The 23818-nt window shown below is 70.3% G+C and carries 23 protein-coding genes; 7 read left to right on the top strand and 16 right to left on the bottom strand.

Translation table 11 applies throughout. The annotated features are described in order from the left end of the window. Positions 1 to 108: 108 nt before the first annotated feature. Both ACFQRJ_RS08410 and ACFQRJ_RS08405 read right to left on the bottom strand, forming a co-directional pair. The gene (locus ACFQRJ_RS08410; RefSeq protein WP_377018553.1) at positions 109 to 1113 is read right to left on the bottom strand and encodes an aldo/keto reductase family protein; all 1005 of its coding nucleotides are present in this window, start codon (positions 1111 to 1113) and stop codon (positions 109 to 111) included. 42 nt (positions 1114 to 1155) lie between these two features. Further along, complete coding sequence (locus ACFQRJ_RS08405; RefSeq protein ID WP_377018551.1) at positions 1156 to 1839, bottom strand: MerR family transcriptional regulator; 684 nt, start codon at positions 1837 to 1839, stop codon at positions 1156 to 1158. 114 nt (positions 1840 to 1953) lie between these two features. Here ACFQRJ_RS08405 and ACFQRJ_RS08400 point away from each other — a divergent pair, with 114 nt between their 5' ends. Beyond that, positions 1954 to 2481, top strand: a complete 528-nt coding sequence (locus ACFQRJ_RS08400) for a DUF4188 domain-containing protein (protein ID WP_377018550.1) — start codon at positions 1954 to 1956, stop codon at positions 2479 to 2481. Positions 2482 to 2617: 136 nt separating this feature from the next. Here the strand turns inward: ACFQRJ_RS08400 and ACFQRJ_RS08395 are convergent, their stop codons facing one another. The 6 genes from ACFQRJ_RS08395 to ACFQRJ_RS08370 form a co-directional block, all read right to left on the bottom strand. Next, positions 2618 to 3265, bottom strand: coding sequence for a maleylpyruvate isomerase family mycothiol-dependent enzyme (locus ACFQRJ_RS08395; protein ID WP_377018549.1), 648 nt, complete (start codon positions 3263 to 3265; stop codon positions 2618 to 2620). A 14-nt stretch (positions 3266 to 3279) separates the two neighbouring features. Continuing rightward, positions 3280 to 4443, bottom strand: coding sequence for an FAD-dependent monooxygenase (locus ACFQRJ_RS08390; RefSeq protein WP_377018548.1), 1164 nt, complete (start codon positions 4441 to 4443; stop codon positions 3280 to 3282). A gap of 172 nt (positions 4444 to 4615) precedes the next feature. Further along, entirely contained in the window at positions 4616 to 5332 is a 717-nt protein-coding gene (locus tag ACFQRJ_RS08385) for an SRPBCC domain-containing protein (protein WP_377018547.1), read from the bottom strand. Between the two features lie 54 nt (positions 5333 to 5386). Further along, positions 5387 to 6004, bottom strand: coding sequence for an ArsR/SmtB family transcription factor (locus ACFQRJ_RS08380; RefSeq protein ID WP_377018546.1), 618 nt, complete (start codon positions 6002 to 6004; stop codon positions 5387 to 5389). A 151-nt stretch (positions 6005 to 6155) separates the two neighbouring features. After that, a complete protein-coding gene (locus ACFQRJ_RS08375) occupies positions 6156 to 8282 on the bottom strand; it encodes an ABC transporter ATP-binding protein (RefSeq protein WP_377018545.1) in 2127 nt (708 codons plus the stop codon). Next, complete coding sequence (locus ACFQRJ_RS08370) at positions 8279 to 10042, bottom strand: ABC transporter ATP-binding protein (protein ID WP_377018544.1); 1764 nt, start codon at positions 10040 to 10042, stop codon at positions 8279 to 8281. The genes ACFQRJ_RS08375 and ACFQRJ_RS08370 overlap by 4 nt, the downstream gene beginning before the upstream one ends. 332 nt (positions 10043 to 10374) lie before the next feature. Between ACFQRJ_RS08370 and ACFQRJ_RS08365 the strand changes: the two genes are divergently transcribed. Then, positions 10375 to 11115, top strand: a complete 741-nt coding sequence (locus tag ACFQRJ_RS08365) for a Pr6Pr family membrane protein (protein WP_377018543.1) — start codon at positions 10375 to 10377, stop codon at positions 11113 to 11115. Positions 11116 to 11219: 104 nt separating this feature from the next. On the opposite strand, the gene ACFQRJ_RS08360 is transcribed toward ACFQRJ_RS08365, so the two are convergent. Both ACFQRJ_RS08360 and arsB read right to left on the bottom strand, forming a co-directional pair. Next, entirely contained in the window at positions 11220 to 11717 is a 498-nt protein-coding gene (locus ACFQRJ_RS08360; RefSeq protein WP_377018542.1) for a low molecular weight phosphatase family protein, read from the bottom strand. Next, on the bottom strand, positions 11714 to 12826 hold the full coding sequence (gene arsB, locus ACFQRJ_RS08355; protein WP_377018540.1) for an ACR3 family arsenite efflux transporter: 1113 nt from the start codon (positions 12824 to 12826) through the stop codon (positions 11714 to 11716). Before arsB ends, ACFQRJ_RS08360 begins: the two co-directional genes overlap by 4 nt. A 121-nt stretch (positions 12827 to 12947) precedes the next feature. Between arsB and ACFQRJ_RS08350 the strand changes: the two genes are divergently transcribed. The 3 genes from ACFQRJ_RS08350 (at position 12948) to ACFQRJ_RS08340 (ending at position 14564) form a co-directional block, all read left to right on the top strand. Continuing rightward, complete coding sequence (locus ACFQRJ_RS08350) at positions 12948 to 13352, top strand: ArsR/SmtB family transcription factor (protein WP_377018538.1); 405 nt, start codon at positions 12948 to 12950, stop codon at positions 13350 to 13352. A 60-nt stretch (positions 13353 to 13412) separates the two neighbouring features. Further along, entirely contained in the window at positions 13413 to 13814 is a 402-nt protein-coding gene (locus tag ACFQRJ_RS08345; protein ID WP_377018537.1) for an arsenate reductase ArsC, read from the top strand. A gap of 75 nt (positions 13815 to 13889) precedes the next feature. Beyond that, positions 13890 to 14564 (top strand): arsenate reductase ArsC, encoded by a 675-nt coding sequence (locus ACFQRJ_RS08340; protein WP_377018536.1) that lies wholly within the window; start codon positions 13890 to 13892, stop codon positions 14562 to 14564. 51 nt (positions 14565 to 14615) lie between these two features. Here ACFQRJ_RS08340 and ACFQRJ_RS08335 read toward each other — a convergent pair whose 3' ends face one another. From ACFQRJ_RS08335 to ACFQRJ_RS08325, 3 genes are all read right to left on the bottom strand, one after another. Continuing rightward, positions 14616 to 15176, bottom strand: a complete 561-nt coding sequence (locus tag ACFQRJ_RS08335; protein ID WP_377018535.1) for a pyridoxal 5'-phosphate synthase — start codon at positions 15174 to 15176, stop codon at positions 14616 to 14618. A gap of 225 nt (positions 15177 to 15401) precedes the next feature. After that, the gene (locus ACFQRJ_RS08330) at positions 15402 to 16985 is read right to left on the bottom strand and encodes an AbgT family transporter (protein ID WP_377018534.1); all 1584 of its coding nucleotides are present in this window, start codon (positions 16983 to 16985) and stop codon (positions 15402 to 15404) included. Positions 16986 to 17030: 45 nt separating this feature from the next. Further along, a complete protein-coding gene (locus tag ACFQRJ_RS08325; protein ID WP_377018533.1) occupies positions 17031 to 18401 on the bottom strand; it encodes a M20 family metallopeptidase in 1371 nt (456 codons plus the stop codon). A gap of 287 nt (positions 18402 to 18688) precedes the next feature. Here ACFQRJ_RS08325 and ACFQRJ_RS08320 point away from each other — a divergent pair, with 287 nt between their 5' ends. After that, positions 18689 to 20329, top strand: coding sequence for a sodium-dependent transporter (locus tag ACFQRJ_RS08320; RefSeq protein ID WP_377018532.1), 1641 nt, complete (start codon positions 18689 to 18691; stop codon positions 20327 to 20329). Between the two features lie 125 nt (positions 20330 to 20454). Continuing rightward, positions 20455 to 20562, top strand: a complete 108-nt coding sequence (locus ACFQRJ_RS08315) for a methionine/alanine import family NSS transporter small subunit (RefSeq protein WP_377018531.1) — start codon at positions 20455 to 20457, stop codon at positions 20560 to 20562. A gap of 158 nt (positions 20563 to 20720) precedes the next feature. Here ACFQRJ_RS08315 and ACFQRJ_RS08310 read toward each other — a convergent pair whose 3' ends face one another. From ACFQRJ_RS08310 to ACFQRJ_RS08300, 3 genes are read right to left on the bottom strand one after another with little or no spacing between them, the layout of a single operon-like run. Beyond that, on the bottom strand, positions 20721 to 21128 hold the full coding sequence (locus ACFQRJ_RS08310) for a Rid family hydrolase (protein ID WP_377018530.1): 408 nt from the start codon (positions 21126 to 21128) through the stop codon (positions 20721 to 20723). A gap of 45 nt (positions 21129 to 21173) precedes the next feature. Further along, a complete protein-coding gene (locus tag ACFQRJ_RS08305) occupies positions 21174 to 21998 on the bottom strand; it encodes an energy-coupling factor transporter transmembrane component T family protein (protein ID WP_377018529.1) in 825 nt (274 codons plus the stop codon). After that, the gene (locus tag ACFQRJ_RS08300; protein ID WP_377018527.1) at positions 21998 to 23818 is read right to left on the bottom strand and encodes an ABC transporter ATP-binding protein; all 1821 of its coding nucleotides are present in this window, start codon (positions 23816 to 23818) and stop codon (positions 21998 to 22000) included. Before ACFQRJ_RS08300 ends, ACFQRJ_RS08305 begins: the two co-directional genes overlap by 1 nt.

The raw sequence follows: 23818 nt of genomic DNA, 5'->3' as shown, positions 1-23818 counted from the left end.
ACGCCTCTGAACCGGCGCGGCACGAGCTCCACACAGAGACGACGGCTCGGCCCCACATCGGGGCCGAGCCGTCGTCGTCTTCCGGGCGATGAGCCCAGGTGAGGTATCTCAGGCGAGGCGCTGCGCCGGGGAGACCGTCTTGGCGGGGTCCATCTCGGGGATGTCGCCGAGGACCTCGTCGATGCGGGCCTTGACGTCCGCATCGAGGGTGACGCCGGCGGCCTTGACGTTCTCGGTGACCTGCTCGGGCCGCGAGGCGCCGATGATGGCACCGGCGACGTTGTCGTTGGAGAGCACCCAGGCCACGGCGAGCTGCGCCGGGGTCAGGCCCTGCTCCTCGGCGATCGGCAGCAGGCCCTGGACCGCCTCGAGCACCGGGTCGTTCAGGAAGCGCTTGATCATGTCCGCGCCGCCCTTCTCGTCCCGCGCCCGCGAACCCTCCGGCGGCTCCGCGCCCGGCTTGTACTTACCGGTCAGGATGCCCTGCGCGATCGGGGACCACACGATCTGGGAGACGCCGAGCTCGCGCGAGGTGGGCACCACGCGCTCCTCGATCACGCGCCACAGCATCGAGTACTGCGGCTGGTTCGAGATCAGCTGGATGCCGAGCTCGCGGGCCAGCTGGTGGCCGGCGCGGATCTGATCCGCGTTCCACTCGGAGACGCCGATGTAGAGGGCCTTGCCGGAGTGGACCACGTCGGCGAAGGCCTGCATGGTCTCCTCCAGCGGCGTCGCGTAGTCGTAGCGATGAGCCTGGTAGAGGTCGACGTAATCCGTCTGCAGCCGTTGCAGCGACCCGTCGATGGACTCGAGGATGTGCTTGCGCGACAGGCCGGTGTCGTTGTGCCCCTTGGGGCCGGTGGGGAAGTAGACCTTGGTGAAGATCTCCAGCGACTCGCGCCGCTCCCCCTTGAGTGCCTCGCCGAGCACGACCTCCGCCGCGGTGTTGGCGTAGGTGTCGGCGGTGTCGAAGGTGCTGATGCCGGCGTCGAGGGCGGCCTGCACGCACGCGCGGGCGCGGTCGTCCTCGACCTGGGAGGCGTGGGTCAGCCAGTTGCCGTAGATGATTTCGCTGATCTTGAGGCCGCTGCGGCCGAGATGACGATGTTCCATACCTCCCAGCCTACGTCGCAGCGGCCGATCAGGCAGGGGTGTTCACCCGGGCTCCTGCTCGCCCCGGATCGCGACCTGGCGCTGGGCGAGCAGGCGCAGAGTGGCCAGCATCGGCTCGGTCATGACGGTGCCGACGATGACTCGGCGCACCGCGTCGTCCGCCCCGGTCGGCACGGACGCCACATCGATCCGGGCGACATGCTCGACGGCGTCGGCGTAGTCGTCGAGCATGGCCGCGTCCACCTCGATCCCTGCCGCGCCGCACGCCTCCCAGGCCCGCTCGAGCCGTTCCAGGAGCGGATCGACCGGGTCAGCGGACCAGCCGCGGCGCGAGGCCCACCGCCGCGCGCGCCCGTCAAGCCCGGCGGGATCAGCGCGGCCCTCTGCTCGCTCGTGATCCTGATCGGTCGCGGCCGCCCGTCCTCGCTCCGCTTCCGCGTGGGCGGCTCCGCTGCCCACGAGAGCGTTGTGCGCGGTGGCCAGGACGTGGTGGCGCTGCGGATCCGGCGCGTCGATCGCGACGACGACCCGGCGCACGGCCGCGATGCCCAGCCCACCCGCGTCGGTCAGGGCCCGCACCAGGCGGATCCGCTCGACGTGGGACTCGTCGTACTCGGCGGTGGTGCGGGAGGTCTGACGGCCCGGGGCCAGCAAGCCCTCTCGCAGGTAGTACTTGATGGTGCCGACGGGCACGCCGGTCCGTTCCGCGAGGGCGGAGATCCTCATCGTGTCACCTTCTGTCGTGCTTCCTCGGGCCCAGACACGGAAACCCCTTGACGTGGGGACGGGTCCGGCCCACTCTTAGAAAGTAGCACTTTCTAATCTCGCGAGGAGCGCGCCATGGCCCGTCAGCCGGACTCTGTCACACCTACCCGCCCGCCGAACCTCACCCATGCCCCGATCGGCGGGGTCGTGGTGTTCAACATCGGCATGACCATTCACAAGCCGTGGCGACCGGACCTCTGGCTGCCGGTCGCCGCGGAGATGCCCCGGATGCTCGCCGAGCTCCAGCGCAACCGCGCCGCCTCCGAGCGGGGCGAGGCCGAGGACCTGGGGTTCCTCAGCGCCGAGAACCTGCTGGGACCGAAGGGGCCGTGGGTGGTGCAGTACTGGAAGAGCGTCGAGCACCTCTACCAGTACGCGCGGATGACCTCCCGCGCCCACATGCCGGCGTGGGAGCGGTTCAACGCGGCGGCTCGGAAGAATCCCGGAGCCGTCGGGATCTGGCACGAGGCCTTCGAGGTTCCCGCCTCGGGAATCGAGACCTTCTACGGCAACGGCGCCGAGGTGGGCCTGGCCAAGGCCGCCGGCTCGGCGCCGCTGGCCTCGCGCGGGCGCACCGCCCGCGAGCGGCTGGGCCGGGCGTGAGCCACCTTCCGGGCAGACTTCCTGGGCACGCCGCCTCGGGCACGCAGCCTCGGGTGCCGAGGACCTGCCGGGCGAGCAGGCGGCTGACGCACGGATCCCCGAGCAGGAGCGTCTCCTCGCGCCATGCGCAGCCGGCTCAGCGGGTCATGCGCCGCCGGAGCGTCGCCACCCCGCTGCCCGCCAGGTCCTCGAGGTAGGCCGGGCGACCGGCCATGACCATGACGAGAGCGAGCAGTGGACCGCGCACCGCCGGCAGTTCGGGCGGATTGTGCGCGAAGGACGCATCGGTCGCCCGGAGATGGAGCCCTCTCACCTGCGACCGGCTCCTGACCGTGTAGTCGCGGGAGGCGAAGAACGTCGCGACCGCCAGCACCGAATCCTGCTCCGGTGTCCGCTCCAGTCCCAGCGGCCGACGGATATCTTGGGCATGCACGATGACCTCGCCGAGCCAGGGGACGGTCCGTCGGGTCGCCGGGCGCATCGCCTCCCCGTGGCGGGACCCGATCGCGGCGAACCGGCTCAGCGTCTCCTCCGGAGTCGGTCCGGCGAAGCGGCTGATCCGACGACGGTTGTAGACCTCGGGGCGCAGACCGGCCCGCAGCATGTGCGCGGCCCAGGAGGTCCATCCCCCGGTCAGCACAGCCCCGAGATGGGCGACCACGTCGTGGACCGTCCACCCCGCGCACAACGACCCCTGCGCCCACTGCTCCCGCGACAGCGCCTGCAGGTCCTCGGTGAGGGCTGCATGTTCGCGCGCGAGCACGTCGTCGCGTCGGCGGTCCACGGAGCCGGTTCCTCTCATGCCCCGATGAACTGCGGGGCGAGCAGACGGCTGACACCCGGGATGCTGAGGGTGCGCCGCGCGACCTGCTGGACGCGCAGCTGCAGGCCGTTGGCCGGGATGAACGAGGCGGCGCTGCGACGCCCGGCGCGCTGGGCCCGTTCGACGACCGGACGCCACCGCCGCTCATAGTCGCGCAGGCCCACCTCGACGTGCGGCCCTGCCGCGCGCAGGGAGCGGGCGAGCGCCTCCGCGCCGGCGACGGCGAGCGATGTCCCCTGGCCCGCGAGCAGCGAGACCGCATGGGCGGCATCCCCGGCCAGGACCACCCGGCCGCGGCTCCACGTCGGGGCGGCCGATTGGGCGACCAGGTCGTCGTAGAACGACGCTGGTGCTTGCTCCAGCGCCGTATCCACCAGCGGGTGGAGCCCGGAGAACTCCGCGCGCAGACGCGAGGGATCCGGTTCCGGTCGCTCCGTGAGGCGTCGGTCGACGCGCTGGGCGCACAGGACGCCGATCCGGCCCGCGCCTGCGGCGTACATCCCGCCGATCCGCTGGAAGGTGTCGGTCATCAGGGCATGGTTCCCGAGTTCGTCGGCGAGCTCCGGGGCCTCGAGGAGGTAGCTGGCCGCCCGGTACCCCATCGGCACGATCTCGCCGTGGCCGGGGGCGACATGCTCACGGAACGGGGAGCGCACGCCGTCGCAGGCGACGACGAGGTCGGATTCGAGGGTGGCTCCGTCGGCGGTCTCCACCACGGCGCGGGCCGGATCCATGGCGCCGCTGAGGGCCGCGTCGCGGACTGCGACGGCGCGCTGCCCGTAGCGGACGTCCACGGAGGCCGGGAGCTGCGCGAGCAGGCCCAGCTCCACCTCCGGCCGCAGGATTGAGAAGTAGCGGCCGTCGGCCGCCTCGACCAGGGGGCCGACGTCGATGGTCCCGCTCGGGGTGCCGTCGGGCCGGGCGAAGCGCACCCCGTCGAAGACGTTCCCGCGGGAACGCAGTTCCTCGAGGATGCCCATCCGCTCGGCGGCGAGGAAACCAGGACCGAAGAAGTCGATCATGTACCCGCCGCCGCGCGGCCCCGGGGAGGCCTCCAGCACGGTGACGTCGTGGTCCGGGGCGAGCTCGTGGGCGAGGGCGAGGCCGCTGACCCCGCCGCCGATGATCGTGACCTCCATGGTCTCGAACCTACTCCGCCGGTCGCTGCCGGCGAAGCGGTTCCGCCGACACGGGCTCATTGCCCACGCAGGCAGGCATCTCCGCCTCGGGGCGCTGAGCGCTGAACGGTACCGGGAGATGCCAGTGTATCGAGGGAGACCGTCCTGGCAGCCTCTGGAACCGCCGAGCACGTCAGGCGTATGCGCGCTCCAGCCAGCCCTTCCAGGCCTGCTGGGCGGCCTCCCGATCCACGTCCTCGGTGTAGAGGTAGTGACCGACGGCGACGGGAAGTCCCATCGCCGCTCTGCCGTGGAAGCGGTAGAGGCCGTCGGCGGCGCGCAGGCCGATGAAATCCTCGCCCGGGCGGGCGTAGTCCACTTCGCCCTCGAGCCGCGGAAGGCCCTCCGGGGTCAGCGTCAACTGCTGACCGACCTCGACGGGTCCGTCCACACCGAGAGCCCGCTCGAGCTGCGTCCATGCCTCGGGACTCGAGGAGGAGGCGGGCCCTTCGGCGACGACGAAGGTCGCGGGACGGTCAGCGAAGTGCTTGAGGTACTCGGCGAGGGTGTGGAAGTACATGTCCCACCCCTGCGCGGTCATCTCGCCGTAGTCGAACTCGGCGTCCCAGTCGTCCCCGAGGTAGCCGCTGTGGACGAACCGCAGGGTGGTGGTGCTGCCGTCGCGGGCCTCGACGATGTACTCGAAGGCGTGGAATGCGCCGTTCTCCGCCTCGGGGGTGCGCAGGGCGAAGCGCTCCGGCTCCTGGATCTCCACGTCCGTCCCGTCCTGGGAGACGTACGGATCGGGGGACCAGGCGGCCTGTCCCTCGGGGGTGGCGATCGCTCGCCAGACCTGCTCCGGGGTCGCCTCCAGGACGACCTCCTTGCGGACCTCGAACTCCTTGGACATGGCTGTTCTCCTCATCGGTGGGTGGTGACAGGTGCGTCAGTGGTGAGCGGTGCGTCAGTGGGTGAGCGGGGCACTACGGTCGGCAGGCACGGCGGGGTGCGTCGCCACGACGAGGCGGTAGAGCTTCCCCTCTCCCCCACCCTCCGCGGGCTTTTCGCGGTGGTACTTGGCGACGAGGTCGGTGATCGTGGTCGTCAGCTCCTCGGTGAAGGCGGCACGATCCGCGGCCGAGGCGAAGCGGATCTCCCCGTCCATCGCGTAGGTCGCCACCGGCCTGTTCGCCCTCTGCGCCCCCGTCAGCAGCGTGCCCACATCCCGCACGAGACGGGACGAGAGTGCCAGCAGCCAGCGGGCCGAGAGCCGGTCCGGCGAGCGTGCCGGATCCGGCTGCATGCCCCCCAGCGCACCGGGGGAGATCACGTACGAGGCGGCCGATGCCTGGAGCAACCGTTCGGTGAAGTTGCCTCGCCGGCGCTCCTCGACGAGCTCGACCAGGCCGTGCTGCTCGAGCACGCGCAGGTGATAGTTGACCTTCTGCCGCGGCATACCGAGCTGGGCGGCGAGCGTCGAGGCGGAGCCGGGCTCGCTCAGCGCCGCCAGCATCCGCCCCCGCATCGGGTCCAGCGAGGCCTCCGCCGCGGCGGCATCGTCGATCGTCTCCACATCATGCATGACCCTAGACTCCGCCCGACAAATTAATTTGTCAAGGCTTGTCGTCCCGCCGCGCTCCGAAAGGTTCCCCCTGGATGGAACCTTTCGGAGCGTGCCGCCCGAGCCGGCCGACAAGCCGCCTGAGACGAACCGCCGATGCGTGCTCCCGCGGTCAGCCGGCCGGGCTGGCGTCGGGGTCCACGGCAGAGATCTCACCGGTCACGCCGGTCGAGACCTCCAGCAGCGACTCCTCCTCATCCGGATCCACGCCGGCGGCGAACTGCGACCAGTAGAGGCGGTGGTAGGCGCCCTCGGCCTCGAGCAGCTGCTCGTGGGAGCCCTGCTCGACGATGTCGCCGTGCTCCATCACCAGGATCACGTCGGCGTCGCGGATGGTGGAGAGGCGGTGGGCGATCACGAAGCTGGTGCGGTCGGTGCGCAGCGCCGCCATCGCCTCCTGGACGAGGACCTCGGTGCGGGTGTCGACCGAGGAGGTGGCCTCGTCGAGGATCAGCAGCGCGGGGTCGGCGAGGAAGGCGCGGGCGATGGTGATCAGCTGGCGCTCCCCGGCGGAGATGTTCGCGCCCTCGTCCTCGATCGCCGTCTCGTAGCCGTCGGGCAGGGTGCGCACGAAGCGGTCCACGAAGGTGGCGGTCGCCGCGGCGATCACCTCGTCTTCGGTGGCGTCGAGCCGGCCGTAGCGGATGTTGTCCATGATGGTCCCGCCGAACAGCACCGCGTCCTGCAGCACCATGCCGATCTGGCTGCGCACGGCCCCGCGGTCCAGGGCGCGGATGTCCACCCCGTCCAGCCGGATCTGGCCGGCGTCGATCTCGTAGAACCGCATGATCAGGTTGACCAGGGTGGTCTTGCCGGCGCCGGTGGGGCCGACGATGGCGACGGTCTGGCCGGGCTCGGCGGTCAGCGAGAGGTCGGTGATCAGCGGGGCGTCCGGGGTGTAGGAGAAGGCGACGCGGTCGAACTCGACGTGGCCGCGGGTGGGGGCGGCCAGCTCGGCGCGCTCGATGCGCTGGCTGGCGGGTTCGCCGTCGAGCCCGGTGACGATGGCGGTGATCTCCCCGTCGGCCTCCTGCTCCTCGGCGTCCAGCAGCTCGAAGATCCGCTCGGCGGAGGCGACACCGGAGATCAGCATGTTGGCCATGCCGGCCACCTCGCCCAGCGGCGCGTTGAACTCGCGCGAGTACTGGATGAAAGCGGTGACCTGGCCCAGCGACATCTGGCCGGCGGCGATCCGCAGCCCGCCCACCACGGCGATGCCCACGTAGCCGAGGTAGGTCACCCACTGCATGATCGGCATGATCATCCCGGAGTAGAACTGCGCCTTGAACGACGCCTCCCACAGTTCCTCGTTGCGGGTGTCGAACTGCTCGCGCATGCTGTCCTGCCGGTCGAAGACGGTGACCAGGTCGTGCCCGGTGAAGGATTCCTCGACGTGGCCGTTCAGCCGTCCGGTGTGGCGCCACTGCGCGGTGAACAGCTTCTGGGACTTCGAGCCGATGAAGCCGATGACCACCCCGGAGATCGGCAGGGCCACCAGGGCGATCAGCGCCAGCTGCCAGGACAGCCAGAACATCATCGCGGTGATGCCGATGATGGTCAGCACGGCGTACACGAGTGAGGCGAAGGCCTGCTGCAGGGCCTGCTGGACGTTGTCGACGTCGTTCGTGGTGCGCGAGAGCAGGTCGCCGCGCTGGCGGGTGTCGAAGTAGCTCAGCGGCAGCCGGTTGACCTTGGCCTCGATCCGCTGGCGCAGCCGATAGACGATCCGCATGACGATGTCGTTCAGCAGCCGGCCCTGCAGCCAGTCGAACACCGAGGCGATGACGTACATGCCGATCACGATCAGCAGCAGCCGGCCCAGCTGCGAGAAGTCCACTCCCCCGTCGCCGAAGGCGCCGTCGGCGATGACGTCCATCGCGTTGCCGAGGATGGTGGGCGCCCACACGCTGAGGCCGGTGGAGACGAGCCCGAAGACCAGCACCACGGTCAGGGCCAGCTTGTGATCGCTGAACGTGCCGACCAGACGCAGGGTCGAGGGCCAGAAGGCCTTGGCCTTGCGGGGCGCGGACTCGCCCCATTCGCTGCTGACGGAGTCCTGGAGCTCCAGGATCTCGTCCTCAGTCAGCTCCGAGCCGACGGCGGCGGTGCTCGAGGCGACGGCGCCGGGGGCGGTCTCGGGGGCCGACGGGGAGCTGGACACCGGCGGCTCGCTGTTCGCGGTCCGATTCTCCTCGACCTGGCCCTCATCCTCCGGCCGGTCCTGGTTCTCGGGGCTCATGCCGGCTCCTCCGCGGTGATCTGGGAGTCGACGATCTCCCGGTAGGTCTGCGAGCTCTCCAGCAGCTCGTCATGGGTGCCGCGGCCGACGATCCGGCCCTGCTCGAGCACGAGGATCTGGTCGGCGCCGGTGATGGTGGAGATGCGCTGGGCGACGATGATCGTGGTCGCGCCCCGGGTGCGCTCGGCCAGCCCTTCGCGCACCTTGGCGTCGGTGGTGACGTCGAGGGCGGAGAAGGAATCGTCGAAGACGTACACCCGCGGCTGGGCGACCAGGGTGCGGGCGATGCACAGCCGCTGACGCTGGCCGCCGGAGACGTTGGTACCGCCCTGGGAGACGGCGGAGTCCAGTCCGGTGCGGGCCTGCTCGCCCTCCCCCGTCGTCCGGGCGGCGACGAAGTCGGTGGCCTGCGCGGTCACCAGGGCGTGCCAGAGCTCGGCGTCGGTGGCATCAGGGTCGCCGAAGCGCAGGTTGTGGCCGATGGTCCCGGAGAACAGGTACGGCTTCTGGGGGACGAGGCCGACGGTCCGGGAGATGGTCGCGCGCGAGAGCTCCGTGACCGGGACGCCGTCGAGCAGCACCTGACCGGTGGTGGCGTCGTGCAGCCGGGGGATCAGGTTGACCAGCGTGGTCTTGCCGGAGCCGGTGGAACCGATGATCGCCGTGGTGCGACCGGCCTCGGCGGTGAAGCTGACGCCGTCGACGACGGGAGCGTCTGCCCCTGGGTAGGAGAAGGTGACGTCGCGGAACTCGACGGTGGCGCCGCCACCGCGGGCCGGCAGCTCGACCGGGTCGGCGGGCTCGGCCAGGGTGGGGACGGTGTCGAGGACCTCGGCGATGCGGCGCCCGCTGATGATCGCGCGCGGGAACATCATGAACATGAAGGTGCCCATCATGACCGCCATGAGGATCTGCAGCAGGTACTGCATGAACGCGGTCAGCGAGCCGACGTCGACCAGGCCGTCGGCGACCCGGTGACCGCCGAACCAGAGCACGGCGGCGGTGGCCAGGTGCAGCACCACGGTGATGGCGGGGCCCATGATCACGAACAGCCGGCCGATCCGCACCGAGGTGTCGGTCAGGGTGGCGTTGGCGTCGGTGAAGCGCTGGGTCTCGTGGTCCTCGCGGACGAAGGCGCGTACGACGCGGATGCCCATGATCTGCTCACGCATCACGCCGTTGATCGAGTCGATGTTGGCCTGCATGCGCTGGAACAGCGGCATGAGCTCCTTGATCAGCAGGCCCACGATCACCATCAGCACTGGCACCGCCACCCAGACCAGCCAGGACAGCCCCGGGTCCTCCTGGATCGCCATGATGATGCCGCCGATCGACATGATCGGCACCATGACCATGAAGTTCAGGGTCATCAGCACCAGCATCTGGACCTGCTGGACATCGTTCGTGCCGCGGGTGATGAGGGTGGGCGCCCCGAAGCGGCCCATCTCCTCGGTGGAGAAGCGGTCGACCCGGGTGTAGATCGAGCGGCGGATGTCGCGGCCCATGCCCATGGCGACGCGGGCACCGAACCAGACCGACGCGATCGCGGTGACCAGCTGGATCATCGCCACGCCGAGCATGACGCCGCCGACGCGCCAGATGTAGTCGGTGTCCCCCGTCGCCACGCCCTGATCGATGATGTCGGCGTTGAGGCTGGGCAGGTACAGCGTGGCCAGGATCGTGGCCAGCTGCAGGATCACCACGGCGATCACGTGGGGCACGTAGGGACGGAGGTGGCGCCTGATCAGCGTCCAGAGCATGGAAGACCTTCGAAGTTCGTCGGGCATCATCGCGGCGGCATCACCGGATGACCGTATCGGCGGGTGCGGACAGATCGTGACCGGCCGGAACGTCGACCGGCCGCGGAAGACTCGTGACCGTGGGGAGGCCTCTCCCTGCCCGGTCGAGCGGGTCCTGACCGGATGAGCCGGAGGAGAAGACAGCGGCCCGACTCATCCTGCCCCATCGACCCTGGGATCGACATGGGGTTTTCCCCATGATCCGAGGATTGCGCCGCACATTCCCCAGCTGCAGTCGGCGATCGCCGGGAGGCGGCCCCCGCGTGGACCGGACCGTGGACCAGACTGGGGCCATGGAGACCTCGCTCGACCCTCGCCGCCGTGCCGCATCCAGGTGGTGGCACGGAACCGTCGCAGCAGTCGTCCTCGTCGCGCTCCTCATCCAGTTCGCGCTGGTCCTCACCGGCGGTCAGGACGCGAACTCGGGCGACAGCGGCGAGCAGGCGGGCCTGGCGGTGCGGCTGGGGCGCTTCCTCAGCTACTTCACCGTCGAGAGCAACATCGTGGTCGTGGTCGTCTCCGCGCTGCTGGCGATCGATCCGCTGCGGCGCGGCGCGTGGTGGGAGATCGCCCGGCTCTACTCGTTGCTGGCGATCACCATCACCGGCGTGGTCTTCGCTCTGGTGCTCGCTCCGCAGCTGGAGTTGGAGGGGTGGTCGAGCGTGGCGTCGTTCGGCCTGCACACGGTCTCGCCAGTCCTGACCGTGGTGGGCTGGCTGGTCTTCGGCCCTCGTCGCCGGTTCCGCTGGTCGACGGTCGCGGGCGCGTTCGCGGTGGCCGCGGTGTGGCTGCTCTACATCTTCGGCCAGGGCAGCATCACGCACTGGTACCCGTACCCGTTCCTGGACGCGGCCCATCTCGGCATCATTCCGGCCGTGGTCAACGCGCTGCTCGTGGTGGCGGTGGCGGCGCTGCTGGCCGTGGTGATCCGCGCCGTCGACAGGGCCGTGCCGGCGATGCTCCGGGAGAACGGGCCGAATGCGGCGGACTCAGGCACAGCAGCCTCCAGCGGCACCCTGAACAGCCGTGGCTGACCTGGGTGCGTGAGGGAATCGCCGCGGGGGCTCTCTCGGCGCGAGCCCTCCAACCGCGCGGGCCCGCCGACCGCCGCCTCCGCCGAGCGTGCGGCACCCGCTGCTCAGCGAGCCGCGCCCCGCAGCTCCTCCAGCAGATCCTGCACGCGGGCGTCGATGTCGTCGCGCACCAGGCGCATGCGCTCGATGCCGTCGATGCCGCGCTCGGAGGGTTCGTCGGTGCGCCAGGTGGTGATGGTGCCGCGCATCCCGGGCACCGGTTCGACCACGGCCTCGGCCCCGAGCACGATGACGCGATCGACGCGGGCCAGGAGCTCGGGATCGATCGGCGTGGGATTGCCTGCCGACATATCGGCCCCGGCTTCGGCGATGACCTCTGCCGAGAGGGCGTTGATGCCGCTGCCGGGCTTCGTGCCGGCGGAGTGGACCTCGACCTCGCCGTCGGCGCGGGCACCCATGAGGGCGGCGGCCATCTGCGACTTGCCGCCGTTCTTGACGCAGACGAACAGGACGGAGGGCGTCGCCCCGGCGGGCGTCGACCCCGAGGTGGCGGCCGTCGAGCTCGCTTCCGTGGGCGTCGGGTCGGAACTGTGCTGGCTCATGCGGAGACCTCTCGAGCGGTGCGGGCGGGGACGGTGGGGTCGTCGGGGAACAGGTGCCTGCCCGCCCACAGCGAGGCGTAGACGAGGGCGACCAGCACCGGGACCTCGATCAGCGGACCCACGACGCCGGCCAGGGCCTGCCCGGAGCTGACGCCGAAGGTGCCGATGGCGACGGCGATGGCGAGCTCGAAGTTGTTGCCGGAGGCCGTGAACGCGACGGTGGTCGAGCGGGCGTAGTCCATGCCGACGGCGCGGCTGAGCAGCAGGGACCCTGCGAACATCACGACGAAGTAGGCCAGCAGCGGCAGCGCGATGCGCGCGACGTCCAGCGGGGCGGAGAGGATCGCGTCGCCCTGCAGCGTGAACAGCAGCACGATCGTGAACAGGAGGCCGTACAGCGCGAACGGGCCGATGCGCGGCAGGAAGCGGTTCTCGTACCAGTGGCGTCCCTTGGCGCGCTCACCGAGCACGCGGGTGAGGAAGCCCGCGAGAAGGGGGATCCCGAGGAACACGAGCACGCTGAGCACGATCGCCCCGACGGAGAACTCGGCCGACGTGGTGGCCAGGCCCAGCCAGGAGGGCAGCACCTGGAGGTAGAACCATCCCAGCGCCCCGAAGGCGATCACCTGGAAGATGGAGTTGACCGCGACCAGCACCGCCGCGGCCTCCCGGTCCCCGCAGGCGAGGTCGTTCCAGATCAGCACCATGGCGATGCAACGGGCGAGGCCGACGATGATCAAGCCGGTGCGGTACTCGGGCAGGTCGGCCAGGAAGATCCAGGCCAGCGCGAACATCAGCGCCGGCCCGAGCAGCCAGTTCAGCACCAGCGAGGTGACCATCAGCCTGCGGTCCGCGCCGATGCGCCGGGTCTGGTCGTAGCGGACCTTGGCGAGGACGGGGTACATCATCACCAGCAGGCCGATGGCGATGGGCAGGGAGACACCGGCGATGCTCACGGATTCCAGCGCCGGGCCGATGCCGGGGACCAGGCGCCCCAGGGCCAGGCCGCCCACCATCGCCAGCAGGATCCACGCCGGCAGCCACCGGTCGAGAAACGACATCTCCCGGGCCACACCGGACGGTGCGGCGGGGGCGGTGGTCGTCGTCATGGGCGGCCTACCTGTTCCTATAGACGGTCATCGATGAGTAGAGTAGCCTTCACATAGATGACCGTCAATGTCAGACGGTGCACGCCGACCCCCACGCCCCCGTCTCGAGTCAGGTGAAACCATGAGTTCCACGACCGCACGCGATCCGGTCGACCTCTCGTGGCCGCAGTCGGCCGCCTCGGCCGATGATGAGTGCCGCTCGCCGGCGGGCGCGGACGACTGCTGCTCACTGGCCACCGGCCCGATCGAGGCCGACGACGCCGAGCGGCTCTCGGCACGCCTGAAGGCGCTCTCGGATCCCACGCGCCTGCAGCTGCTCTCGCACGTCGCCGCGGGCGGCTGCCAGAGCGTCTGTGTCTGTGACCTCGGCGAGGGCCTGGGCATCTCGCAGCCCACCGTCAGCCACCACATGAAGAAGCTCGTCGAAGCCGGTCTGCTGACCCGGGAGCAGAGGGGCCGCTGGGCTCACTACGCCGTCGTGCCGTCGGCCTTCGCCGAGCTGCGCGCCTTCCTCGACCTCTCCTGACCCGCGCCCCGCACTCCGCCACGATCCCCTTCAGCCACGTCTGCGTCACCAGGAGCATCCATGAGCGATCGTCCCAGTGTCCTGTTCGTCTGCGTTCACAACGCCGGCCGCTCCCAGATGGCCGCCGGCTGGCTGCGCCACCTCGCGGGAGAGAAGGTCGAGGTCCGCTCCGCCGGGTCCGAGCCCGCGGACTCGATCAATCCCGCCGCCGTCCAGGCGATGGCCGAGGAGGGCATAGACATCTCCGCGGGCCGGCCCACGATCCTCACCCCGGACACGGTCCAGCAGTCCGACGTCGTGATCACCATGGGCTGCGGCGACGCGTGCCCCATCTTCCCCGGCAAGCGCTACGAGGATTGGGAGCTGCCCGATCCCGCCGGCCAGGGCCTCGAGGCCGTGCGCCCGATCCGCGACGATATCCGGGCCCGCGTCGAGCAGCTCATCGCGAGCCTCGAGGTCTGACGTCCCTGGCCGGGCCGCGTCCATCCTCCCACCAGCTGTCGCAGTATCCACCCGCCCAGAGAGCGAGACAGCGCCATGAACACCTCCGCCGAATCCGCCGCCGCCACCCCTGCGCCCCGGTCACTGACCGACCCCGGCCACGTGCTGCACACCATCACCGAGCAGCTCTCGGACCGCTTCACCGGGGTCTTCGCCCCGGAGACGGTGGAGCGCTACGTCTTCGAGTCCTACGCGACGCTGGCCCGCACCGCGAAGATCTCCTCCCACCTGCCGGTGCTCACCGAGCATTTCGCCCGCGACCGTCTGACGGCACTGGCCCAGTCCAAGGGGGCGGCAGCCCATGAGGTGCCCGAGGTGCTGCTGGTGTGCGTCCAGAACGCCGGGCGCTCGCAGATGGCTGCCGCGCTCCTGGCTCATCACGCCCAGGGCAGGGTCCATGTGCGATCGGCCGGCTCCCTCCCCGCCTCCGGTATCCACCCGCAGACGATCGCGGCGATGGCCGAGATCGGCATCGACCTCGAGGGAGCGTTCCCCAAGCCGCTGACCGACGACGTGGTCCGCGCCGCCGACGTGGTGATCACGATGGGCTGCGGCGACGCCTGCCCGATCTACCCCGGCAAGCGCTACGAGGACTGGGAGCTGGACGATCCGGCCGAGGGCGACCTCGAGGACGCCCGGCGGGTGCGCGAGGAGATCGACGTCCGGGTCCAGCGCCTGCTCGAGGAACTCGTGGGACCGAACGCCAGCTGAAGGGCCGACGGCGGCGGCCGGCCGGCGTCGCACCAGCCGGCGGGCATCGCGTCAGCCAGCAGGCGTCGTGACCGGGCCGTGGCTCCAGCGGCCGTCCTCGCGGCGGTAGCCGACCCGGGTGTGGTTGCGGTCGTGCCGCGACTGGGTGAACTCGACCAGGTGCGGCTGCAGCGCGTAGACCTGCCACTCGGGATTCGGGCGCCCGTCGGAGGTCGGCCGGGTGAGCCAGTCGGCCTGGGAGACGTCCTCCCCGAGGGCGACCACGTCACCGATGATCTGCACCTGTCGGCCGGACTCGCGCCAGAAGAACGTCATCGCGGCCCGCGGGTTCTGCTCCAGCTGCCGAGCTTTGCGGGAGGTGTTCCTGGTCGAGACGTGGTATCCGTTCTCGTCGACGTCCTTGAGGATCAGCGTGCGGCCGACGGGAGTGCCGTCGGCCAGGACGGTCTGGAACGTCATCGCGTGCGGCTGGCGGGCACCGCTGGCGATCGCGTCGTCCAGCCACGACAGGAAGAGTTCGTCCGGATCCTCCGGGACGTTCTCGGGATGCAGGACGGGCATGTCCTCAGGGAATGCGGGCAGGGCGCGGAGACGGTCGGCGAGTTCGCTCATACCGCCATCGTGGCACGGGACGGGGCGAAGTCCTCGGACTCTGACAGCTCTCGCGTGGACACACACAGCCCCTCGCCCGCCGTCCACAACACTGTCCCTCCACTGGTCGAGGGACGCGCGAGAGGCGGCCGGGAGAACCCGTCACGCCGTGATCCGCGAGGCCCTCGAGACCTCCCTCCGCAGCGCCTGATCGACCAGCTCCACGCCGCGGCGGATGCCCGATCGTCACTGCCCCAGGAAGATCCCGTTGCCGGGCCCCAGCGGCAGGTCGAAGAAGAAGAACGCCGCCAGCAGGATCGTCCACACCAGCCAGAACGGCACCACGAACGGCAGCATCCGGGACATCAGCGTGCCCAGGCCGGCCTCGGGCTCGTACTTCCGCAGCATGCCCAGCAGCACGATCATGTACGGGTTCATGGGGGTGATGACCTGGGTGGCGGAGTCACCGACGCGGAACGCGGCCTGAGTGAACGCGGGCTCGTAGCCGATCAGCGAGAACATCGGCACGAACACGGCGGCCATGATCGCCCACATGCCCGAACCGGAGATGATGAACAGGTTCAGGCAGCTGGCCAGCACGATGAAGCCGAGGATGGCCGCGAAGCCCGTCAGCCCCGTCGCCTCCAGACCGTTCGCCCCGGTCACGGCGATCCACGTGCCGATGCCGGACCAGTTGAACAGGGCGATGAAGTTGCCGAGGATGAAGGCGAGGACGACGAAGGGCAGCATCTCCTTGAGCGCATCGGACATCATCCGCACCGCATCCCGGCTGCTGCGCAGGACGCCGGTGACCACGCCATAGGCGATGCCCAGCACCATGAAGTAGCTGACCACGATGAACACGATCGAATCCAGCAGCGGGGACTTGGGCAGGAAGCCGCCGTCCTCGTTGCGCCACGGCGAGCCGGGCAGCAGGAATGCCAGCAGGAAGAGCGCAGTCAGCACCACGGCGCTGAGAACGGCGATCAGCAGGCCCCGGTTCTCCACGGAGGTGAGGGCGGCACGCATCTGCTGGGCGTCGTCGGCCGGCTCCTCCCCGTCCACCGCCGTCTCGTCGACGGGCACACCCTGGCGGGACAGTCGGGGCTCGATGATCCGATCGATGATGAATCCGGCGACGAAGCCCAGGATCAGCGAGGAGACGATGTTGAAGAACCAGTTCGAGATCGGGTTGACCGGCGTGAACTCGTAACCGGGCAGAGCACCCATCACCGAGGTGGTGATCCCGGCGAACAGCGCGTCGAGACTGGTGGGAAAGATGTTCGTGGAGTACCCGGCGCCGGCGGCCGCGAAACCGCCCAGCAGGCCGGCGACGGGGTGGCGACCGGCGGCCTTGAACACGAGCGCTGCCAGGGGCGGGACCACCACGAAGGCGGAGTCGGCCATGATCGAGGAGACCACGCCGACGAACCCGACCACGTAGGGCAGCATCCACGCCGGTGAGGAGCCGAAGGTCTTGCGGATCGCGGCGCCCAGCAGCCCGGAGTGCTGGGCGATGCCGATCGCCAGCAGGATCGGCAGCACCGTCACCAGGGGCGGGAAGCCGATGTAGTTCTCGCCCAGGGTGGTGGTCAGCCAGGTCAGGCCCTCCCCGGTGAACAGCCCCTTGATGGCCGTCGGCTCGTCGGCGCCGGGCACCTCGACGACCACGTCGGCCATCGCCATGGCCGTGGAGACCACGCCCGTGATCAGGAACAGGATCACGAACAGCATGAACGGTTCGGGCAGTTTGTTGCCCGCTCGTTCGACGCCGTTGAGGATCCGGTCGGTCAGCCCGGCCTTGGCCGGGGTGTTCGGTGCAGTGCTCACGGGGACTCCAGTCGGATCGGGGTGGCGAGGAGGCGCGGGGGTCGGTCAGTCGAAGTAGGAGGGGACATCGATGGCGCCGCCGGCTTCCTCGAACTCGGTGGCGACGGCCCGGGCCAGCTGCGGGTCGTGGAGGGCGTCGAGCACGGTGGCGGCCAGGCCGTAGGCCCCGTCGGCCGCGGCGGAGCGGGCCTGGTCAGAGACCGCCCAGGTCGCGAACTCGCGCGTGTGCAGCGCGACCTGGGAGGGAGCCACCTTGATGACGGGGTGGATGCCGGGGATGCGGTAGCTGACATTGCCGAAATCGGTGGAGGCGGCCAGGATCGGCGAGACCACGCCGAAGGGAAGCGGGTCGCGGCCGCGGCGGCGCTGCGCCTGCACCCAGCGACCCGTGAGGGCCTCGTTGGTGCGCACCGGCAGCGACGGCGGATGCTGATCCCAGCCGACGGTGACGCCGACGCCCGCCATCAGCGCCGCGCCGCGAGCGGCATCCTCGACGCGCCGCGAGAGATCCTTGAGCGTCTCGGGCCGCTGGGAGCGCACGTACATGTCGAGCTTGGCGTAGTCGGGGATGACGCTCGCGCGGTCCCCGCCCTCGCGGATCACGGCGTGGATGCGGTCCGACGGCGGGGTCTGCTGTCGCAGCAGCCCGATGCCCTGGTACAGCAGGTTCGCGGCGTCCAGCGCGTTGCGCCCCATGAACGGCTGGGCCGAGGCGTGGGCGGTGTGCCCGTGGTACTCGACGGTCAGGGTCCGGCGGCCCAGCCAGATCTGGTCGGCCAGGTCGTACCCGTACGGGTGGGCCATCACCGCGGCGTCCAGCCCCTCGAAGGCACCCTCGCGCGCCATGAACTCCTTGCCGGTGTGGCCCTCCTCGGCTGGCGTACCGAGGAACACCACCCTGCCGGGCACGGCCGACGGATCCGCGGCAGCGAGCTCGGCCAGGGCGAGGAAGGCGCCCAGGCCCATCACGGCGATGACGTTGTGGCCGCAGCCGTGGCCGACGCCGGGCAGCGCGTCGTACTCGGAGAGGATCGCCAGCGTGGGGGCATCCTCGGCGTCGCCGCCCTGCCCCACGATCTCTGCGCGGATCGCAGTGTCCAGCCCGTGCACGCCCACCTGCGCTTCGACACCGTGGGCTGCCAGCACGTCGGCGATGGCCCGGGCCGAACGATGCTCCTCGAAGGCGACCTCGGGATGCTCGCCGAGATCCAGCATCAGAGCGGCCATCTCCCCGGCATCACGCTGGACGAGCTCCTCGAGCCGGTCGTGCAGGGCGGGCGCGGCGCCCTCGAAGGCGGAGCCGGGGTGGGACGCGGTGCGCATAGCAAGCTCCCGCTCCTCGTCCAGCTGCTGGAGATAGGCGGTGGAGACCTCGGAATGCTGAGCGCCGGGGCGCGCGGACGGCTGAGGAGACATGGATCGAGGATAAGCATCCGCACCCGCGACCACGTAGCGTGATCACCGCTTCCCCCGGAGGTCACGGCTGCATGTCCATCCCCCGCGTGCGGTGTCGCAGGCTCCGTCGGCCGCGTATCATCCCAGCACGATGCGCGGCCGCCACCCCTGCTGGCCGCGCCCTGTCAGCCAGCGCTCGGCCGCCGCGATCCGGCGGGCCGTCGATGGCTCGGTGACCCCCTGGGCACATCCTTGTCCTTCCCCACCCTTCTTCCGCCGCTCCTCGGCGCACACTTCGGAGGCGAACTGTGAGTGCATCGACCCCCTCCCCCGGCACGACGGGCCGGAGAGCAGACCGCGGCGCCTTCGCCGGGCGCGTCGCCTTCATCTTCGCCGCGATCGGCTCGGCCGTCGGGCTCGGCAACATCTGGCGATTCCCGGCCGTGGCCTATGAGAACGGCGGCGGCGCCTTCATCCTTCCGTACCTGGTCGCGCTGCTGACGGCGGGCATCCCGCTGCTGTTCCTCGACTACGCGATCGGGCACCGCTGGCGCGGCTCCGCCCCGGCAGCGTGGCGTCGCTTCACCCGCTGGACCGAGTTCATCGGCTGGTGGCAGGTGCTGATCGCGACGATCATCGCGGTCTACTACGCCCTGATCATCGCCTGGGCCACGAACTACACGGTCTTCTCGGTCGACCAGCGCTGGGGCGACGACCCGGCCGGCTTCTTCGGCGAGTACACCCAGGCCCTCGGCGGTCCCGACGTGGTCATCAGCTTCGACATCGTCCCGGCCGTCATGATCTCCATGGTCCTGGTCTGGCTGGCGGTGATCGCGGTGATGTGCCTCGGCGTCCACGGCGGCATCGGCCGCAGCGCGATCGTGTTCATCCCGCTGCTCATCGCCATGTTCCTGATCCTCGTGGTGCGCGCCCTGTTCCTGCCGGGCGCCGTCGACGGCCTGGACGCCTTCTTCCGTCCCAACTGGGCGGCGCTGCTGGATCCCGGCGTGTGGGTCGCCGCCTACGGGCAGATCTTCTTCTCGCTCTCGGTGGCCTTCGGCATCATGCTCACCTACGCCTCCTACCTCAAGAAGAAGACCGACCTCACCGGTTCCGGCCTGGTCGTGGGCCTGGCGAACTCGAGCTTCGAGATCCTCTGCGGCATCGGCGTGTTCTCCGCACTGGGCTTCATGGCTCAGGCCCAGGGCGTGCCGATCGGCGAAGTGGTCACCGACGGCGTGGGGCTGGCCTTCATCGCCTTCCCCGCGATCATCACCGAGGCTCCCGCCGGCGCCGTGATCGGCGTGCTGTTCTTCGGGTCCCTGGTGCTGGCCGGGTTCACCTCGCTGATCTCGATCGTCGAGGTCGTCATCGCCGCGATCCAGGACAAGTTCGGCCTGGCCCGCATCCCCGCCACCCTCGGGGTGTGCCTGCCGCTGGCGATCGTCTCGGTGGCGCTGTTCTCGACCACGATGGGTCTGCCGCTGCTGGACGTGCTGGACAAGTGGGTCAACGAGTACGGCATCGTCGCAGCCGCCCTGGTCTCCACGATCGTGGTGACCTACATCGTGCGCGGCCTGCCCACGCTGCGCGACCACCTCAACCACCAGGGCACCTTCCCCGTCGGCCGCATCTGGATGATCGCGCTGGCCGTCATCGCCCCCATCGTGCTGGGCATCTCCCTGATCTCCAGCACCCTCACCCTGCTGACCGCCGAGGGCACCTACGAGGACTACCCGGGCTGGTTCGTGCTCGTGTTCGGCTGGCTGATGGCGATCGCGCTGGTCGTCATCGCGATCGGGCTCTCCCTGCTGCCGTGGCCGGCCGGATCGAACCTCCACAAGGCCGACTCCGAGGGTGACGAGATCGCCCCCGAGGCGCTCGCCGGCCAGGGCCTCGGCGGAGACGTCGCGACCCCGCACGAGCTGCGGTCCACGCCGGCGCGGTGAGGATCGGGCCTCGCGGCGGGGACACCCTCGCCGCGGGCCCGCCTCCCGGCCGGCGACGCCCCCGCCCCGCGACAGCTCGACCAGCAGCAGAGTCATCCCAGCATCCCGACCGATCGGAGAATCCCGTGTCCGTCTCAGCCATCATCATGATGATCGTCGCGATCGTGACCGTGTGGGGCGGCCTCGCCGCCGCCATCGCCAACCTCGCGCGCCACCCCGAGCAGAAGGACTGACCGCGCGAGCGTCACCCCGTGCACCCCCACCGGCGTCCCTGCGTTGAGCACCGGGTCCGGCGTCCCTGGGTTGAGCACCCCCTCCAGCGGGCCGGAATGAGCTTCCGATAACGGCCTCTCGGAGAGGGTGCCCGGCCGGCAGCGTCCGCGCCCCGGCCTCAGTCGCGCACGGCGGCGCTCGCCTCGATCTCGACCAGCTGACCGGGGTAGCCCAGCACCGTCGCGCCCATCAGGGTGCTCGGTGCGGGATGCTCGCGGAAGGCGTCGCGGACCACGTCCCAGGCGGTCACCAGATCGGCCTGCTCGCTCGAGGCCACCAGCACCCGCGTCCCGACCACGTTCTCCAGGCTGGCGCCGGCCTCGGCGAGGGCGACGATCATATTCTCCACGCACTTCGCGGCCTGAGCGGCATGGTCGCCCGGGGCGACGACGTCCCCGGCCCTGTCCAGCGGGCAGGCCCCGGCGAGCACCACCAGCCTCGCGGGTGGTTCCACCGTCGCCGAGCAGGAGTACTGGACGGTGTCGGTGAGGATCGCCGAGCTGTTCAGGGTGACGGCGTGGGACATGGGGACAGCCTTTCGAGACGCGCTGAGCGGTCGACGGGGAGTCTGTCACCGATGGATCGGGAACTGCGCCCCGGTCCAGTACGCGAGGACCACAGCGACCGCCGAGCCGGCCAGCACCACGATGTCCCACGAGGTGACCCTGAGGTACGCCAGGCGCAGCGTCCGCCCGGCGCGGTGATGTGCACCGTAGGTGAAGCCCCGGGTCTCCAGGGCCTCGACCGTCGTGCGCACGTTCTTCGCGGTGTTGAGCATGATCGGGTAGAAGGCCGTCACCGCGAGCGTGCTCCACCGCAGGATCACCCGCCACCCCAGCACCCCTCTGCGCTCGACGGGGGCGTGACGCAGCAGCTGACCGTCGAAGACGGTCACGTACTCGTCCACCAGGATCGGCAGCATCCGGTACCCGTAGCTGACTCCGAAGGCCAGCAGCTCCGGCGCGCGCAGTGCCAGCAGCGCGTCGGAGAGCTGCTCCGGCTCCAGTGACACGAAGGCCGCCATCGAGGCCATCGAGACCGCGCCCAGTTTGAGGTTGAGCTCTCCCAGGGCGACGAGTGTCCCGAGATCACCGCCGAACACGAATGCGGCGGCGAACAGGCCGACGGCGTTGCCGATCAGTCCGACCAGGAACAGCCCCAGGACCAGGGGGCCCACCCGAGCGAGCACGACGGCGACCGCGACCATCACGAACAGGATCATCAGCACGGTGAGGTTGTGCGTGAACCACGGCGCCAACGCGGCCAGCAGGTACCAGGCCAGCACCATGCGCGGATCCATTCGGGCGAACATTCCCCCGCGTGTCGAGTACGCGGTGCGCAGCAGCTCCAGGCGCACCCATTCCACGCTCAGGACGTCTCGGGTCTTGCGGGCCATCAGCGCTCATCGAGGGTGGTGCCCGCGGCACCGGCCGGGGCGGGGACCGCGCCGGCCGCCGGCTGCGGGACGAGGGACGATGCCGTACCGGTTCCGAGCCGGGAACGCAGCGCGGCCGCGGTCAGCGGCAACGGCTCCAGGCCCAGTTCCCGGGCGATGCGGACGGCCTGCGGCGGCACCAAGCGGGCCCGGGCGGTGATCTCCAGCGCGGAGAACAGCTCGCGCGGGGTGAGGTCGGCCAGGACCCGGCCCTGGTCCAGCACGAGCACTCGACTGGCCCAGCTCGCGACGAGTTCCATGTCGTGCGTGGCCACCACGGCGCAGCGGACCGACTCCGACAGAGAGGCGAGCATGCCGGTGACGTCGTCCCGGGATCGGATATCCAGGCTCGAGGTCGGTTCGTCCAGCAGCAGCAGCTGCGGGCGCATCGCGAGGCCGATGCCGATCGTGGCCCGGCGCTGCTGGCCGCCGGAGAGGGTTCGCCCGTCGCGGCCTGCGAACGGGGCCAGCCCGACACGGTCGATGACCTCCTCGACCATGGCGTGCGCGCCGGGAACCTGGCGCCCCTCGGGGAACAGCGCGATATCGGCCCGCACGCTGTCCTTGAGGAACATTCGCTGCGGCTGCTGGTACAGGTAGGAGACGTGGTCGGCGAGCTGTGCGGCCGAGCGGCTGCGGGTATCGACGCCGTCGACGGTGACCGTGCCCTGGCGCGGGACGATCAGACCGGTCAGCAGTTTCATCAGGGTGGTCTTGCCGGCGCCGTTGGTGCCGACCAGCGCGATCCGTTCCCCGGCGGACAGGGTCAGGTCGATGCCCTGCAGCACCGGGGTCAGCGCGCCGCTGACGCTGCGGTAGCCGTGCTCCACGGCCCGCAGCGAGGCGACGACCTCCGCGGGCGCTCCCGCGGAGCCGGCCATGTGCTCTGGGCCGGGCGCCTGCTCGAGCTCTGCTCCGGTCCGATCCGGACGCACGTGCGGTCGCAGGACGCGGGCGGCCGAGGGGACATCCAGCGCCACGGGCCGGGCACCGACCGCCGCGGAGACAGCGACGGCATCCGGCGCGGGGATGCCGTGGGCCTCGAGGTCACCGTGGCGGTCCATCGCCTCCTGGACCGGCAGATGCCACACCGGGGCACCGTCGGCCATCAGCACCACGGAGCGGGCGAACTCGGCGATGAACTCCGCGTGGTGCTCGATGGTCACCACCGTGATCCCGTGCTGCTCGTTGAGCTCACGCAGACGCAGATAGATCTCCCGGGCCCGCGCCGGGTCGAGCTCGGCGACGGGCTCATCGACCACCACCACTTCGGGGCGCATCGCCAGCACCGCAGCGAGCGCGACCAGATGGGACTGCCCGCCGGAGAGCTGCCAGACGAAGCGATCGCGAAGGTGGGAGATGCCGAGCTGCTCGAGGACCTCCTCGGTGCGCTCACGGTGATCGGCGCGTCCGAAGTTCAGAGGGCCGAAGGAGACCTCGTCGCGCACCGTCGGCCGCACCAGCTGGTTCTGGAAGTCCTGGTAGACGTAGCCGACCCGGCTGGACAGCTCGGCGACGGATGATTTCCAGGTGTCCTGGCCGTCCACGTGCACCGAGCCGGCGAAGTCCCCGTTCCAGTAGTGCGGGACCAGGCCGTTGAAGGTCTTGCACAGAGTGGTCTTGGCGGATCCGTTGCCCCCGACCACCGCGACGAAGTCGCCACGGGCGATGGTGAGATCGACGTTGCGCAGGGTGTCGCGATCGGTGCCGGGATAGCGAAAGGACAGGTCCTTCACGCGGATCACCGCATCGTCACGGTCGGTCGGGGTGGCGGTCTGCAC

This window comes from Brachybacterium sp. GCM10030252 (genome assembly GCF_042666535.1).
Lineage (GTDB): Bacteria > Actinomycetota > Actinomycetes > Actinomycetales > Dermabacteraceae > Brachybacterium.
Note: the sequence above shows the minus strand (reverse complement) of the source record. Positions and strands in the feature narration are given on the sequence as shown.